The organism is Actinotalea sp. C106, assembly GCF_023630195.1.
Taxonomy (GTDB): domain Bacteria; phylum Actinomycetota; class Actinomycetes; order Actinomycetales; family Cellulomonadaceae; genus Actinotalea.
This window is the reverse complement of record NZ_JALPKN010000055.1, coordinates 1-14,607: the sequence shown is the minus strand read 5'-3', so window position 1 is coordinate 14,607 and position 14,607 is coordinate 1. Positions and strand designations below refer to the sequence as shown.

Sequence of the window (14,607 nt, the reverse complement as noted above, 5' to 3'; positions counted from 1 at the left end):
CGTCGAGGCCCCGGCGACCGGCCAGGACGCCGCTCCCGCCGCCGACGCCGAGGGTGTCTCGGAGCCGGCTGCGGCGGACAAGCCCGCCAACTGACCCCGGACCGCGGGCCCCACGTGGGCCCGCGGACCGACCGGACGACAGACAAGGACATCTGGGATGGCGAACTACACCGCCGCAGACATCAAGGCGCTCCGTGAGCGCACCGGCGCGGGCATGCTCGACGTCAAGAAGGCCCTCGACGAGGCCGACGGCAACGCCGAGAAGGCGCTCGAGATCATCCGGGTCAAGGGCCTGAAGGGCGTGAGCAAGCGCGAGGGCCGCGCGGCCTCGGACGGCCTGGTCGCCGCCCACGTGGCGGACGACGCCTCGGGGCAGACCGGCGTGCTCATCGAGCTCAACTCCGAGACCGACTTCGTCGCGAAGAACGCGACGTTCGTCGAGCTCGCCGACAAGGTCCTCGCGGCCGCTGTCGCCGCCGGGACCGACGACGTCGCCGCCGTGCTGGCCTCCGAGATCGACGGCACGAGCGTGCAGCGCACGATCGACGAGACCGCCGCGACCCTCGGGGAGAAGCTCGTGCTCCGCCGGGTCGCGCGGATCTCGGCCGAGAAGGTCGCCGTCTACCTGCACAAGGTCAACAAGGACCTGCCCCCGCAGGTCGGCGTGCTGGTCGGCACGGACTCCGCGGCCGCCGCGGTCGCCAAGGACGTCGCGATGCACGTCGCCGCGTTCTCGCCCGCCTACCTGACCCGCGAGGACGTCCCGTCCGAGACGGTCGAGTCCGAGCGACGCATCGCTGAGGAGACCTCGCGCAACGAGGGCAAGCCCGAGGCCGCCCTTCCCAAGATCATCGAGGGCCGTCTCACCGGGTTCTTCAAGGAGAGCGTCCTGGTCGACCAGGCGTTCGCCAAGGACAACAAGAAGACCGTCGGCAAGGTCGTCGAGGAGGCCGGCGGCACGCTCACGGCCTTCGCCCGCTTCCGCGTCGGCGCCTGAACCAGACGCACCGCGCTGGCGGCCTGGGCCCGTCCAGGGCCTGGGCCGCCGTCGCGCATCAGCACCAGACCGGGGGACGCGCCCCGGTGCACCTGATACTGGAGGAACCGTGGGGCAGGACGTGACCGTCGAGTCAGGTGACCAGGGGACCGAGGTGGGCTCGCCCCGCCGTGTGCTCCTCAAGCTGTCGGGGGAGACCTTCGGCGGTGGCGGCGTCGGGCTGGCCCCCGACGTGGTGCAGCGAGTGGCGGGAGAGATCGCCGAGGCCGTCCGCGAGGGCGTGCAGGTCGCGATCGTCGTCGGCGGGGGCAACTTCTTCCGGGGGGCCGAGCTCTCGCAGCGGGGCCTGGACCGCGCCCGTGCCGACTACATGGGCATGCTCGGCACGGTGATGAACTGCCTGGCCCTGCAGGACTTCCTGGAGCAGGCCGGTGTGAGCACCCGGGTCCAGACCGCCATCACCATGGGGCAGGTCGCCGAGCCCTACATCCCGCTGCGGGCGATCCGCCACCTCGAGAAGGGGCGGGTCGTGATCTTCGGGGCGGGGGCCGGGATGCCGTTCTTCTCGACCGACACCGTGGCCGTCCAGCGCGCTCTCGAGACCCACTGCGACGAGGTCGTCATGGGCAAGAACGGGGTCGACGGCGTCTACACGGCGGACCCGCGCACCTCGCCCGAGGCCGTCCGTCTGGACGAGCTGACCTACACCGACGCACTCGTCGGGGGCCTCGAGGTGATGGACGCCACCGCTCTGAGCCTGTGCCGCGACAACCGGGTCCGGATGAGGGTCTTCGGCATGGGGGCAGCGGGCAACGTCACCCGTGCCCTGCGAGGTGAGAGGATCGGGACGTTGCTCAGCGAAGGCTGAGCGGCGCGGACGGGCAGGCCGGACGAGCAGGACCCCGGGCACGGGCACCACGGCCCGCGCGCCAGGTGCGCGAGCCGACGAGACGAAGGAGCAGCGGGTGATCGACGACACCCTCCTCGAGGCCGAGGAGAAGATGGACAAGGCGATCGAGGTCGCCAAGGAGGACTTCGCGACGATCCGGACCGGGCGCGCGAACCCCGCGATGTTCACCAAGGTGACCGTGGAGTACTACGGTGCGCCGACCCCGCTCCAGCAGCTCGCCTCCTTCACGACCCCCGAAGCGCGCACGATCCTCATCACCCCCTTCGACCAGGGGTCCCTGGGCGGCATCGAACGGGCGCTGCGGGACTCCGACCTCGGTGTGAACCCGAGCAACGACGGCAAGATCATCCGGGTGGTGCTGCCTCAGCTGACCGAGGAGCGTCGCCGGGACTACGTCAAGCTGGCCCGGCACAAGGCCGAGGACGCCCGCGTCTCCATCCGCAACGTCCGTCGTCGCGCCAAGGAGGAGCTCGACCGCATCGTCCGTGACGGCGAGGCGGGGGAGGACGACGGCGCGCGAGCCGAGAAGGAGCTCGAGGCGGTGACGAAGCGCCACGTCGAGATGGTCGACCAGGTGCTCGCGGCCAAGGAGAGCGAGCTGCTCGAGGTCTGAATGACTGAGCTCGCCGGATCCGACGCCGCGACCCGCGGCCCCGCTGGGGCGCCGCGGGCCGGACGCAACCTCCCGATCGCCATCGCGGTCGGCCTCGCCCTTCTCGCGGTCGTGGCCGGGTCCCTGCTGTGGCGCAAGGAGCTCTTCCTCCTGCTCGCCGTCCTGGCGTGCGGCGCTGCCCTGTGGGAGCTCGCGCAGGCCTTCCGACGTCGCGGGATCCACCTGCCCGTCCTGCCCCTGCTGGTCGGGACGGTCGGGATCCTCGTCTCCTCGTACACGGCCGGCTCGGAGGCCCTCGTCGTGGCCTTCATGCTCACGGCGGGGGGCGTGGTCGTCTGGCGGGTCCTGGACGGCAGCGGGCCGGCCGCGCTGCGCGACGCGGCGGCTGCGACCTTCGCCGCAGCGTACGTGCCGTTCATGGGCGGCTTCGTGATGCTCATGCTCGCCGAGCCCGATGGCGCGCGCCGGGTCGGGCTCTTCATCCTGCTCGCGGTCTCGAACGACGTGGGCGGCTACGTGGCAGGGGTTCTCGCGGGCCGGCATCCTCTCGCCCCCTCGGTCAGCCCCAAGAAGTCGTGGGAGGGGCTCGCCGGGTCCCTCCTGCTGGCCTCGGTGATCGGGGCCGTGGGCATGGTGTGGGCCTTCCACGCCTCTCCCCTCGTGGGCGTGGCCATCGGTGTGGCGGCCGTGCTCACCGCCACCCTCGGCGACCTCGCGGAGTCCCTGATCAAGCGCGACCTCGAGCTCAAGGACATGGGTAGCCTGCTCCCCGGCCACGGTGGCGTCCTCGATCGGCTCGACTCGATGCTCCTGACCGCCCCTCTCGTCTACCTCGTGCTGCTCGTCGCCCTGCCCGCCGTGGGGGACTGAGACGCATGGAAGGGTTCCAGTGCCATGGTTGAGGTGAGACCTGCCGACGAGCTGCCCCCGGGCCGCGTCCCGTTGGCTCTGACGTCCACACCCACGAAGCGCGGCAAGCCGCCGCGTCACTTCGCCGATCTTGCCCCCGAGGAGCAGGTCGCCGCCGTGACCGAGCTCGGGGAGAAGCCGTTCCGCGCCAAGCAGCTCGCGACGCACTACTACAGCCACCTCAGCGTCGACGCCGCCGAGATGACGGACCTGCCTCAGGCCTCCCGTGACGCGCTCGTCGCAGGGCTCTTCCCCCCGCTGCTCACGCCGGTGCGCACCCTCGAGGCCGATGCCGGCACGACCGTCAAGACGCTGTGGCACCTGTACGACGGCGTCAAGGTCGAGTCGGTGCTCATGCGCTACCCGGGCCGCGCGACCCTGTGCGTCTCGAGCCAGGCGGGCTGCGGGATGGCCTGCCCGTTCTGCGCCACGGGACAGCTCGGCCTGACCCGCAACCTCTCGACCGCCGAGGTCGTCGAGCAGGTGCGGTCCGCGGCCCGGTCCTTGGCCGACGGCGAGATCGCCGGCGGGCCCGGGCGGCTCTCGAACGTCGTCTTCATGGGCATGGGCGAACCCCTCGCCAACTACCGCACGGTGCTCAACGCCGTCCGCCGCTTCGTCGCCCCCGCCCCGGAGGGGCTCGGCATCTCGGCCCGGAACGTCACGGTGTCGACGGTCGGGCTCGTCCCCGCGATGCGGCGGCTCGCCGGCGAGGGCATCCCGGTGACCCTCGCCCTGTCCCTGCATGCCCCCGACGACGAGCTGCGCAACGAGCTGGTCCCGATCAACACGCGATGGTCGGTCGACGAGACCCTCGACGCGGCCCGGGGCTACTTCGAGGCCACCGGTCGACGCGTGAGCATCGAGTACGCGCTGATCAAGGACATGAACGACCACGCGTGGCGCGCCGACCTGCTCGGCGAGAAGCTCACGGCCCGGGGCCGTGGCTGGGTGCACGTCAACCCCATCCCGCTCAACCCGACCCCCGGGTCGATCTGGACGGCCAGCGAGCGCGAGGTCGAGGACGAGTTCGTGGCCCGGCTCCGCGGCCACGGCATCCCCACCACGGTGCGGGACACGCGCGGCAGTGACATCGACGGTGCCTGCGGGCAGCTCGCGGCGGAGGAGGCCCCATGACGCAGATGTTCCGGACGGTCGGTCGGATGCGGACCGGCTACGACCCGGACCAGGTCGACACCTTCTTCGAGCACGCGCGACGGGTGTACGACGGCGACCGGACCGAGCCCATGACGGGGCGAGACGTCCGGCAGACCGCCTTCGACCTGGTGCGCGGGGGGTACGTGACCTCGGCGGTGGACGGTGCGATGGACCGCCTCGAGCGGGCCCTCGTGGCACGTCAGCGGACCGAGTACGTCGCGACCCACGGTCAGCAGGCGTGGATGGAGCACCTCGCCACCCAGGCCCGCAGCCTGTACCCCCGTCTCACCCGGCCCGACGGCGAGCGGTTCGCCCCTGCCCGGCGCGGCGAGCAGGGGTACGACCCCGACGACGTCGACGACCTGTGCCACCGGCTCGTGGACTACTTCGACAACGGCCAGACCCTCGCGTCGGACGAGGTGCGCCACGCGACCTTCGAGCGTCGCTCGGGTCGTCACGCCTACGCCGAGGCCTCCGTCGACGCCTTCTGCGACCGCGCTGTCGAGGTGCTCCTCGGGGTCGAGTGAGCGGCACCTCCGGCCCGCGGCTCGCGCGTCGGGCTACCGAGGGTCGCGCGACGTCGGCGAGAATGTCTTGGTGACCCAGCGCAGCGTGACCGTCCTCGGCTCGACCGGATCGATCGGGACCCAGGCGCTCGACGTGGTGCGCCAGCACCCCGAGCGCTTCCGGGTCACGGGTCTGGCCGCGGGCGGCGGACATCCCCGGCTGGTCGCCGAGCAGGTGCTCGAGACCGGCGCGCAGACCGTTGCCGTCGCGGACGTCACGGCAGGTGTCGCCGTGCTCGAGCAGGTCACGCACCTCGCGGCCGAGCAGGGGCTGCCCTCGGTCGGCGTCGAGCTGCTCACCGGGCCGGACGCGGCGAGCGAGCTCGCCGGGCGAGGCGCCGACGTCGTTCTCAACGGCATCACCGGCTCCGTGGGGCTGGGCCCGACCCTGGCCGCCCTCGAGGCCGGCAGCAGCCTGGCGCTGGCCAACAAAGAGTCCCTGGTCGTCGGGGGGGCTCTGGTGCGCCGTGCCCAGCAGCGCCCCGACCAGGTGGTCCCGGTCGACTCCGAGCACTCGGCCATCGCCCAGTGCCTCAGGTCCGGGAGTCGGCCCGAGGTGCGTCGGCTGATCCTCACCGCCTCGGGCGGACCGTTCCGGGGGTGGACCCGGGAGGACCTCAAGAAGGTCAGGCCCCAGGAGGCCCTGGCCCATCCCACGTGGTCGATGGGCCCGGTCGTGACGATCAACTCGGCCACCCTGATGAACAAGGGGCTCGAGCTCATCGAGGCCCACCTGCTCTTCGACGTCCCGGTCCAGGACATCACGGTCGTCGTCCACCCGCAGTCGGTGGTGCACTCGATGGTCGAGTTCGTGGACGGCTCGACCATCGCGCAGGCCTCGCCACCAGACATGCGCCTGCCGATCGCGCTCGGGCTGTCCTGGCCCGAGCGCCTGGCTCCCGTGACGCCGCCGTGCGCGTGGGACGTCGCGACGAGCTGGACGTTCGAACCCCTCGACGACGCGGTCTTCCCGGCGCTGCGCCTCGCCCGGGAGGCGGTCGCGGCCTCAGCGACCCACCCGGCCGTCTACAACGCGGCGAACGAGGAGTGCGTGGCAGCGTTCCTCGCCGGACGGATCGCCATCCTCGACGTCGTGGACACGGTCGAGCGGGTGCTCGGCGAGCACGAGCCCGCGGCAGAGGGGGACCTGACCCTCGAGCAGGTGCTCGCGGCCGAGGGCTGGGCGCGGGCGCGCGCCGAGCAGGTGCTCAGCCGCCGCTGACGGGCCCGGCACCGGTGCGGCGCGAGCTCCAGTCGTGCAGGCCTGTCCGCCGTCTGAGGTGCACGAAGGTCTCGGTGGTCCGCACCCCGACCAGGGTGCGGATCCGCTGGTTGAGCACCTCGAGCAGGTGCTCGTCGTCGACGCACACCACGGTCACCAGCAGGTCGAAGGCTCCTGCGGTCACGACCACGTCATCGACCTCGGGGGTCCTCGCGAGGGCCTCACCGAGGGTCTCGAGGTCCCCCTCGGCCTTGATGCCGATCATCGCCTGCCGGGCGAAGCCGAGCCGTGCCGGGTCGGTCACGGCCACGACCTGGACGACCCCCGACTCGACCAGCCGCTGCACCCGCTGCCGGACGGCCGCCTCGGACAGCCCGACGGCCTTGCCGATCGCCGCGTAGGGCCGGCGTCCGTCCTGCTGGAGCTGCTCGATGATCGCGGTCGAGGTCGCGTCGAGGCCGGGGGCGCTGCGGGGAGACGTCATGACGCGATGCTCCCGGGCACGGCGCCACGGCGCAAAGGGCGCGGCGGGCCACCCCTCGCCGGGTGACACGGACGGGTGTCGACGAATCGTGCCCAAGGGTCTAGTTTCGGCCCGTGGAGCGTGGACGGAACCCCGGGCCGGGCCCGGTCTCCGTCGTCGGCCCGTCGGATCCGCGGCTCGACGCGATCCACCAGGAGAACCTCACGGACCTGCTGCGCAAGGTGCTCGTGATCGGCCTGCTCCTCGGCCTGCCGACCATCGTGGCCGTGATCGTCGTGGCCGGGCCCACCGACCCGCTCGTCGGCCGGGTCTACCCCCCTCTCGTCGTCTACCTCGCGGTGTACGCCTGGGTCCTGCTGCGTCGGCCCTCGCACGCCGTGGCCTTCTCGAGGGTCACCCTGACCTTGATCCAGGCGGTCTGGGTGGTGGTGATGGTCTACCGCCTGCGCTCGGCCCAGGACGCCGCAGCGGGGTGGGCGAGCCTGTTCCCGACGACGTTCATGGGTCTGATCATCTTCGTGCTCGTCGGGTACCTCGTCTACGACACGCGTCGAGCATTGGTCAACGCCGCTGGTGTGGTCGCGGTGGTGACCGTCGCCGGGGCGGTGGCCCTGCTGTCGGTCGCCGGCGGCGACGCGTACCTCGTGGACCTGCTCCGGTACGCGGTGTACCTGTGCTTCGTCGCCCTGCTCCTCCACGTGCTGGCCCGGGCCAAGGCGCGGCTCGGACTGGCCCTCGCGGTGGCCCAGCAGGCCACGGCCGAGGCGCACGAGATGCGTGACATGGCCTACCTCGACGCGCTGACCGGGGTGGCCAACCGTCGGCGCCTGGTCGAGGAGCTGACGTTCCAGGCCCAGCACGTGAGCCCCGAGCACCCGGTGGCCGTCCTGTACTTCGACCTCGACCACTTCAAGCAGGTCAACGACGAGCACGGCCACGCGGTCGGAGACCACGTCCTGACGACCGTCGCGGAGGTCGCGAGCCGCGTCGTGCGCCAGGGAGACCTGGTGGCCCGCGTCGGCGGCGAGGAGTTCGTCATCGTGGCCCCCGGGACGAGCCACGAGCGCGCGGTCCAGGTCGCCGAGCGGCTGCGCGCCGTGCTCCCTGACGAGGTCGGCCTCGCGGTGGGCACCCGTATCACGGCCAGCTTCGGCGTCGTGGCCCTGCACCCGGCCGAGCCCGCCGTCGCGGTGCTCACCCGGGTCGATGCCCTCATGTACCACGCCAAGGTCGGTGGACGGGACCGGGTCACGACCTCGCCGGTCTGAGCGCCGTCGGCAGGGCGGCGGACGGTCGGCACGAGCACCCGGCCCGGCGGGGGAAGATGGAGCCCGGTCCGCGAGGGGTTCGCGGTGGAGGGACGGGAAGTCATGGCCTACGCGCTCGGCCTGGTCGTCATGCTGCTCGGGCTGCTCGTCTCGATCGCGCTGCACGAGGTCGGGCACATGGTGCCCGCCAAGCGTTTCGGGGTGCGCGTGAGCGCCTACATGGTCGGTTTCGGCCCGACGCTGTGGTCCCGTACCCGTGGTGAGACCGAGTACGGCCTCAAGGCGATCCCCCTGGGCGGGTACGTCCGTCTGGTCGGCATGTTCCCGCCGGCCGAGGTCGTCGGGGCCAAGCCCCGTGCGGGGCGGCTGGGCGAGCTCGTCAGCGAGGTCCGCGCGGCCTCGGCCGAGGAGATCCACCCGGGCGAGGAGCACCGGGCGTTCTACCGCCTGAGCACCCCCAAGAAGGTCGTGGTCATGCTGGGCGGGCCGCTGATGAACCTGCTCATCGCGGTGGTCCTGCTGGGTGCCGTGCTCATGGGGTACGGGCTCCCCGCCGGGGCGAGCACGACGGTCTCGAGCGTCTCGGCCTGCGTCCTGCCGGCAGACGCCCCGGCGGACCGGGGCTGCACGGAGAGCGACCCGGCCGCCCCGGCTGCGGCGGCGGGTCTCGAGCCGGGGGACGAGCTCCTAACCTTCTCGGGGGTCGCCACACCGACATGGGCGGACTTCCAGGAGGCCGTGCGGGCCGGGGGAGGGGCCCCGACCCAGCTCGTGGTCGAGCGGGACGGGGCGGAGGTGGTCCTCGAGATCGACCCGGTGCTGGCCGAGCGTCCGGTCTTCGGCGAGGACGGCGCGCCGGTGCTGGGCGCGGACGGCGATCCCGTCCTGCGTGAGACGCCCTTCGTCGGTCTGACCCCCACGACCGCCCGCGAGCGGCAGCCGGCCTCGGCCGTGCTGCCCGCGGTCGGCGAGGCCACCTGGCAGACCCTCGGGGCGATCGTGACCCTGCCGGTGCAGCTGGTCGGCATCGTCGGCGCGGTGGTGGGCGACGGGGAGCGCGACGCGACCGGGGTGGTCGGTCCGGTGGGGGTCGGCAGGTTCGCTGGCGAGGTCGCCGCCGCCGAGGGCATCAGCGTCGCCGACCGGATGGTGAGCCTCGTCTCGCTCGTGGCCGCCCTCAACATCGCACTCTTCGCCTTCAACCTCATCCCGCTGCTGCCGCTCGACGGCGGCCACGTCGCGGGCGCCTTGTGGGAGGGGGCTCGACGGCAGGTCGCCCGGCTGCGCGGGCGGCCCCGACCCGCGCCTTCGGACGTCGCCCGGATGATGCCGCTCGCCTACGGCGTCTTCCTCGCCCTCGTCGTCGTCGGGGTGGTGCTGCTCTACGCCGACCTCGTGCGGCCGATCACCCTCTGACGGTTCGGCACGAGGGCGCTCGCGGGGGATACTGGACCCGTGAGCCTCCCCATCAGCCTCGGAATGCCAGAAGCACCACCGCCCGTCCTGGCCCCCCGACGACCGACCCGCAAGATCAAGGTCGGCTCGGTGGACGTGGGCGGAGACGCCCCTGTCTCGGTGCAGTCGATGACGACCACCAAGACGACGGACATCAACGCGACCCTCCAGCAGATCGCCGAGCTCACCGCCTCGGGCTGCGACATCGTCCGCGTCGCGTGCCCGACCGAGGAGGACGCCGCCGCGCTGCCGATCATCGCGAGGAAGTCGCAGATCCCGGTCATCGCCGACATCCACTTCCAGCCGAAGTACGTCTTCGCCGCGATCGACGCCGGGTGCGCCGCGGTGCGCGTGAACCCGGGCAACATCCGCAAGTTCGACGACCAGGTCGGGGCGATCGCCAAGGCCGCCCGCGACGCCGGGGTCTCGATCCGCATCGGTGTCAACGCCGGCTCTCTCGACAAGCGACTGCTCGAGAAGTTCGGCAAGGCGACCCCCGAGGCTCTCGTCGAGTCGGCCGTCTGGGAGGCCTCGCTCTTCGAGGAGCACGACTTCCACGACTTCAAGATCTCCGTCAAGCACAACGACCCCGTGATCATGGTCCGGGCGTACGAGATGCTCTCGCAGCGGGGCGACTGGCCCCTGCACCTCGGCGTGACCGAGGCGGGACCGGCCTTCCAGGGCACCATCAAGTCGGCGACGGCCTTCGGTGCGCTGCTGAGCCAGGGCATCGGCGACACCATCCGGGTCTCCCTCTCGGCCCCACCGGTCGAGGAGGTCAAGGTCGGGATCCAGATCCTGCAGTCGCTCAACCTGCGTCCTCGCAAGCTCGAGATCGTCTCGTGCCCCTCCTGCGGCCGGGCGCAGGTCGACGTCTACTCCCTCGCCGAGCGTGTGACGGCTGGCCTCGAGGGCATGGAGGTGCCGCTGCGCGTGGCCGTCATGGGCTGCGTCGTCAACGGTCCCGGAGAGGCTCGTGAGGCCGACCTCGGCGTGGCTTCGGGCAACGGCAAGGGGCAGATCTTCGTCAAGGGCGAGGTCATCAAGACGGTCCCGGAGTCGCAGATCGTGGAGACCTTGATCGAGGAGGCCATGCGCCTGGCCGAGACCATGGAGCCCGCCGACGGCGGGGCCCCGGTCGTCTCGGTCAGCTGACGGGACCGCAGGACGAGGGTGAGGCGGCGCTGGTCGGCCGTGGTGCACAATCGCCCCATGGGACGCCGGAGCGCCGTAGGAGCCGCGAGGTCGGTCGTGACGGACGTCGACCTGCGCGCAGCCGCGCGGCTGTGCGAGCTCGACCCCGTGGCCTCGGTGCTCGCCGCCGCCAGGATCGAGTCCCTCCTGGCGGGCGGCAGCACCCGTGGCGGCAGCGCGTTGTGGGGGGTCGAGCGCGACGGCCGCCTGGAGGCGCTGTGCTGGGCGGGGGCCAACCTGGTGCCGGTGTGCGCCCCGGAGGACGACGCGGCCCTCGACGCCATCGCTGCGACGGCCCTGCGTCAGGGCCGGCGCTGCTCCTCGATCGTCGGGGAGGCGGGGACCGTCCTGGGGCTCTGGGAGCGGCTCAGCGCGAGCTGGGGCCCGGCCCGCGAGGTCCGGGCCGACCAGCCCTCCCTCGCGATCTCGGCTCCGCCCGCGGTCGAGCCCGACCCTCAGGTGCGACTGACCGCACCGGACGAGCTCGGGGTGCTTCTGCCGGCCTGCGTCGAGATGTTCGTCGAGGAGGTCGGGTACTCCCCGCTGACCGGGGCCCCCGGCGCCTACGAGGCCAGGGTCCGGTCCCTCGTGCGAGACCGGCGGTCCTACCTGCGGATGATCGACGGCCCCCTGGGGCCCGAGGTCGCGTTCAAGGCCGAGCTCGGGGCCGTCACCCGCGCCGTGGCCCAGGTCCAGGGGGTCTGGGTGGCACCCTCGCTGCGGGGACGCGGCCTCGCCGCCCCCGGCATGGCGGCCGTGGTCGCGGCGGCGCTGGCCACGACGCCCACCGTCTCCCTCTACGTGAACCGCTACAACGAGCGGGCGCTGGCGACCTACCGCCGGGTCGGGTTCGAGCAGGTCGGCACCTACGCGACCGTCCTCTTCTGAGCCGGACCCCCCTGGCCGCCGGACCGCGTCGCGCGGGTCACCGCAGCAGCCGGGACATCCGCCGGTCGGCGAGGGGCTTGCCGCCGGTCTGGCAGGTCGGGCAGTACTGGAGGGAACGGTCGGCGAAGGCGACCTCGCGCACGGTGTCCCCGCACACCGGGCAGCGCTCGCCCGTCCGCCCGTGCACCTGCATCCCGCGGCGCTTGGCGTCCTTGAGCTCGGTCGCCGGCCGCCCCGCCGAGGCCTCCACCGCCTGGCGCAGCACCTCGAGGGTCGCGGTGTGCAGACGCTCGAGGTCCGCACGGTCGAGGGACCGGGTCAGCGCGAAGGGGCTCGTCCGCGCCGTGTGCAGGATCTCGTCGGAGTAGGCGTTGCCGATGCCTGCGACCTGGGACTGGTCGCGCAGCAGACCCTTGACCTGCTGGTTGCGCGCCGCGGCGAGCTCGGCGAGACGTTCGAGGGTGAACTCGGGGCCGAGCGGGTCCACGCCCAGGGTGGCGATCGCCGCCACCTGTCCGGGGTCGGCCACCAGGTGGACGGCGAGCCGCTTGCGCGTCCCGGCCTCGGTCAGGGCGAAACCCGATCCGTCGTCGAGCCGGACGCGCAGGGCCAGGGCCGACCTCCCGGGCCGGGCCGGGGTCGTGGGCAGCTCGTCGTACCACCGCACCCACCCTGCGCGGGAGAGGTGGGCGACCAGGTGGACGGGCGCTGCCGCGGGGCCCGTCCTCAGGTCGATCCACTTGCCGTGGCGCTCGACGCCGAGCACCTGCCGGCCGACGAGGTCCGCGGGCGCAGGGGAGAAGGTCTTGAGAGCACTGATCGCCACGACCTCGACCGCTGCCACACCACGCCCCGCGGTGCGCTCGCCGAGGAACCGGCTGAGCGCTTCGACCTCGGGCAGCTCGGGCACGTGTCCATGGTGGACCAGGACCCTCGCGGGCGACACCCCAGCGACGTCGGGCGCAGTCCGCCCCGCCAGTAGGCTGGCCCTCATGCTGCTGCGGATGTCGACCCTGTTCGTGCGGACCCTGCGCGAGGACCCGGCCGACGCCGAGGTCCCCAGCCACCGCCTCCTGGTCCGGGCGGGCTACATCCGCCGTGCCGCCCCCGGGGTGTACTCGTGGCTGCCCCTCGGGCTCCGCGTGCTGGCCAAGGTCGAGCGCGTGGTCCGCGAGGAGATGGCGTCGATCGACGCCCAGGAGGTGCACTTCCCCGCGCTGCTCCCGCGTGAGCCCTACGAGGCCACCGGTCGCTGGACCGAGTACGGCCCCAACCTCTTCCGTCTCAAGGACCGCAAGGACGCGGACTACCTCCTCGCCCCGACCCACGAGGAGATGTTCACCCTCCTGGTCAAGGACCTGTACTCCTCGTACAAGGACCTGCCGCTCGCGCTCTACCAGATCCAGACCAAGTACCGCGACGAGGCCCGTCCGCGTGCGGGTCTGCTCCGGGGCCGTGAGTTCATCATGAAGGACGCGTACTCCTTCGACGTCGACGACGCCGGGCTCGAGCGCGCCTACCAGCGTCAGCGCGAGGCGTACCAGCGCATCTTCACCCGCCTGGGGATCGACTTCGTGATCGTGTCCGCGACCTCGGGGGCGATGGGAGGCTCGCACAGCGAGGAGTTCCTCATGCCGACCGCGATCGGTGAGGACACCTTCGTCCGTTCGGCAGGTGGGTACGCGGCGAACGTCGAGGCGGTCACCACCCCGGTGCCCGACGTCCTGCCCGTCGACGACGCCCCCGCCGCCCACGTCGAGGACACCCCGGCCACGCCCACCATCGAGACCCTCGTGGCCGTCGCGAACGAGCGCTTCCCCCGCCCGGACCGGGCGTGGTCCGCGGCCGACGCCCTCAAGAACGTGGTCGTGGCCCTCGACCACCCCGAGGGTGAGCGCGAGGTCGTCGTGGTCGGGCTCCCGGGGGACCGCGAGGTCGACCTCAAGCGGCTCGAGGCAGCCGTCGCACCGGCCGCCGTGAGCGCCGCGGGCGACGCCGACTTCGCCACGCGTCCCGAGCTGGTCAAGGGGTACATCGGGCCTGGGGTCCTCGGGCGGACGAACACCGGCCGAGAGGACGCCGTCCGCTACCTGCTCGACCCGCGGGTGGTGCCGGGGACGCGGTGGATCACCGGGGCCGACGCCCCCGGCCGGCACGTCTTCGACCTCGTCGCGGGCCGCGACTTCGTCGGTGACGGCACGGTCGAGGCCGCCACGGTGCTGGCCGGTGACCCGGCCCCCGACGGCTCCGGGCCCCTCGAGCTGGCCCGTGGCATCGAGATCGGTCACATCTTCGCGCTCGGGCGCAAGTACGCCGAGTCCCTCGGGCTCAAGGTCCTCAACGAGAACGGCAAGGCCGTGACCGTGACCATGGGGTCCTACGGCATCGGCGTCTCGCGCGCGGTCGCCGCCCTCGCCGAGACCAACCACGACGAGGCCGGGCTCGCGTGGCCCGCCCAGGTCGCGCCGGTGCACGTGCACCTGGTCGCCACGGGCAAGGACGCCGCGGTCTTCGCCGCGTGCGAGGAGCTCGCGGCGGACCTCGACGACCGTGGGGTCGAGGTGCTCTTCGACGACAGGCCCAAGGTCTCGCCGGGGGTCAAGTTCGCCGACGCCGAGCTCCTCGGTGCCCCCGTCGTCGTCGTCGTGGGACGGGGGCTGGCCGAGGGCGTGGTCGAGGTGCGGCTGCGACGTGGAGCGGACGCCGTCGTGCCCCAGGAGGGGCGTCCCGATGCGGTCCAGGTCCCCGTCGCGGAGGCCGCCGGTCACGTGGCGGAGCTCGTCGCGGGGCTGCTGGCCCCGTGAGCTAGCTGCTCAGCTACCTGCCTCAGGAGGCCCCGGGCCCGTCCAGGCCCGGGAAGGTCGGCGGCGTCGTCCCGGCGGGGGGCGCCGCCCGCCGGGCGGCGGGGCGCCCCGCGAGCATCGCCGAGCGGGCGCCGGGGGC

At 72.7% G+C, this 14,607-nt stretch carries 14 protein-coding genes; 12 read left to right on the top strand and 2 right to left on the bottom strand.

Features of this window, described 5'->3' with window-relative positions:
* The first annotated feature begins 157 nt into the window (after positions 1-157).
* From tsf to dxr, 7 genes are all read left to right on the top strand, one after another.
* Entirely contained in the window at positions 158-997 is an 840-nt protein-coding gene (gene tsf, locus L0B03_RS05945; RefSeq protein ID WP_250444768.1) for a translation elongation factor Ts, read from the top strand.
* Between the two features lie 109 nt (positions 998-1,106).
* Positions 1,107-1,865: a UMP kinase gene (pyrH, locus tag L0B03_RS05940; RefSeq protein WP_250444766.1), complete on the top strand. Its 759-nt coding sequence runs from the start codon at positions 1,107-1,109 to the stop codon at positions 1,863-1,865.
* Positions 1,866-1,962: 97 nt separating this feature from the next.
* The gene (gene frr / locus L0B03_RS05935) at positions 1,963-2,520 is read left to right on the top strand and encodes a ribosome recycling factor (RefSeq protein WP_250444764.1); all 558 of its coding nucleotides are present in this window, start codon (positions 1,963-1,965) and stop codon (positions 2,518-2,520) included.
* Positions 2,521-3,390: a phosphatidate cytidylyltransferase gene (locus L0B03_RS05930; protein WP_250444763.1), complete on the top strand. Its 870-nt coding sequence runs from the start codon at positions 2,521-2,523 to the stop codon at positions 3,388-3,390.
* A gap of 24 nt (positions 3,391-3,414) precedes the next feature.
* A complete protein-coding gene (rlmN, locus tag L0B03_RS05925; RefSeq protein WP_250444761.1) occupies positions 3,415-4,566 on the top strand; it encodes a 23S rRNA (adenine(2503)-C(2))-methyltransferase RlmN in 1,152 nt (383 codons plus the stop codon).
* Positions 4,563-5,114: a DivIVA domain-containing protein gene (locus L0B03_RS05920; RefSeq protein WP_250444759.1), complete on the top strand. Its 552-nt coding sequence runs from the start codon at positions 4,563-4,565 to the stop codon at positions 5,112-5,114. The genes rlmN and L0B03_RS05920 overlap by 4 nt, the downstream gene beginning before the upstream one ends.
* Positions 5,115-5,184: 70 nt before the next feature.
* Positions 5,185-6,375, top strand: a complete 1,191-nt coding sequence (gene dxr / locus L0B03_RS05915; protein ID WP_250444757.1) for a 1-deoxy-D-xylulose-5-phosphate reductoisomerase — start codon at positions 5,185-5,187, stop codon at positions 6,373-6,375.
* On the opposite strand, the gene L0B03_RS05910 is transcribed toward dxr, so the two are convergent.
* Positions 6,362-6,859, bottom strand: coding sequence for an Lrp/AsnC family transcriptional regulator (locus L0B03_RS05910; protein WP_250444755.1), 498 nt, complete (start codon positions 6,857-6,859; stop codon positions 6,362-6,364). The genes dxr and L0B03_RS05910 overlap by 14 nt on opposite strands.
* 113 nt (positions 6,860-6,972) lie before the next feature.
* On the opposite strand from L0B03_RS05910, the gene L0B03_RS19540 reads away from it, so the two are divergent.
* The 4 genes from L0B03_RS19540 (at position 6,973) to L0B03_RS05890 (ending at position 11,664) form a co-directional block, all read left to right on the top strand.
* Positions 6,973-8,127, top strand: coding sequence for a GGDEF domain-containing protein (locus L0B03_RS19540; protein ID WP_250444753.1), 1,155 nt, complete (start codon positions 6,973-6,975; stop codon positions 8,125-8,127).
* Positions 8,128-8,211: 84 nt separating this feature from the next.
* Positions 8,212-9,543, top strand: coding sequence for a site-2 protease family protein (locus L0B03_RS05900; protein ID WP_308200008.1), 1,332 nt, complete (start codon positions 8,212-8,214; stop codon positions 9,541-9,543).
* A 63-nt stretch (positions 9,544-9,606) separates the two neighbouring features.
* On the top strand, positions 9,607-10,737 hold the full coding sequence (gene ispG, locus L0B03_RS05895; RefSeq protein ID WP_250444769.1) for a flavodoxin-dependent (E)-4-hydroxy-3-methylbut-2-enyl-diphosphate synthase: 1,131 nt from the start codon (positions 9,607-9,609) through the stop codon (positions 10,735-10,737).
* Positions 10,738-10,833: 96 nt separating this feature from the next.
* Positions 10,834-11,664 (top strand): DUF4081 domain-containing GNAT family N-acetyltransferase, encoded by an 831-nt coding sequence (locus tag L0B03_RS05890; RefSeq protein WP_250444751.1) that lies wholly within the window; start codon positions 10,834-10,836, stop codon positions 11,662-11,664.
* 37 nt (positions 11,665-11,701) lie between these two features.
* Here L0B03_RS05890 and L0B03_RS05885 read toward each other — a convergent pair whose 3' ends face one another.
* Positions 11,702-12,574 (bottom strand): DNA-formamidopyrimidine glycosylase family protein, encoded by an 873-nt coding sequence (locus tag L0B03_RS05885; protein WP_250444750.1) that lies wholly within the window; start codon positions 12,572-12,574, stop codon positions 11,702-11,704.
* Positions 12,575-12,656: 82 nt separating this feature from the next.
* Between L0B03_RS05885 and L0B03_RS05880 the strand changes: the two genes are divergently transcribed.
* Positions 12,657-14,468 (top strand): proline--tRNA ligase, encoded by a 1,812-nt coding sequence (locus L0B03_RS05880; protein ID WP_250444748.1) that lies wholly within the window; start codon positions 12,657-12,659, stop codon positions 14,466-14,468.
* The last annotated feature ends 139 nt before the right edge of the window (positions 14,469-14,607 follow it).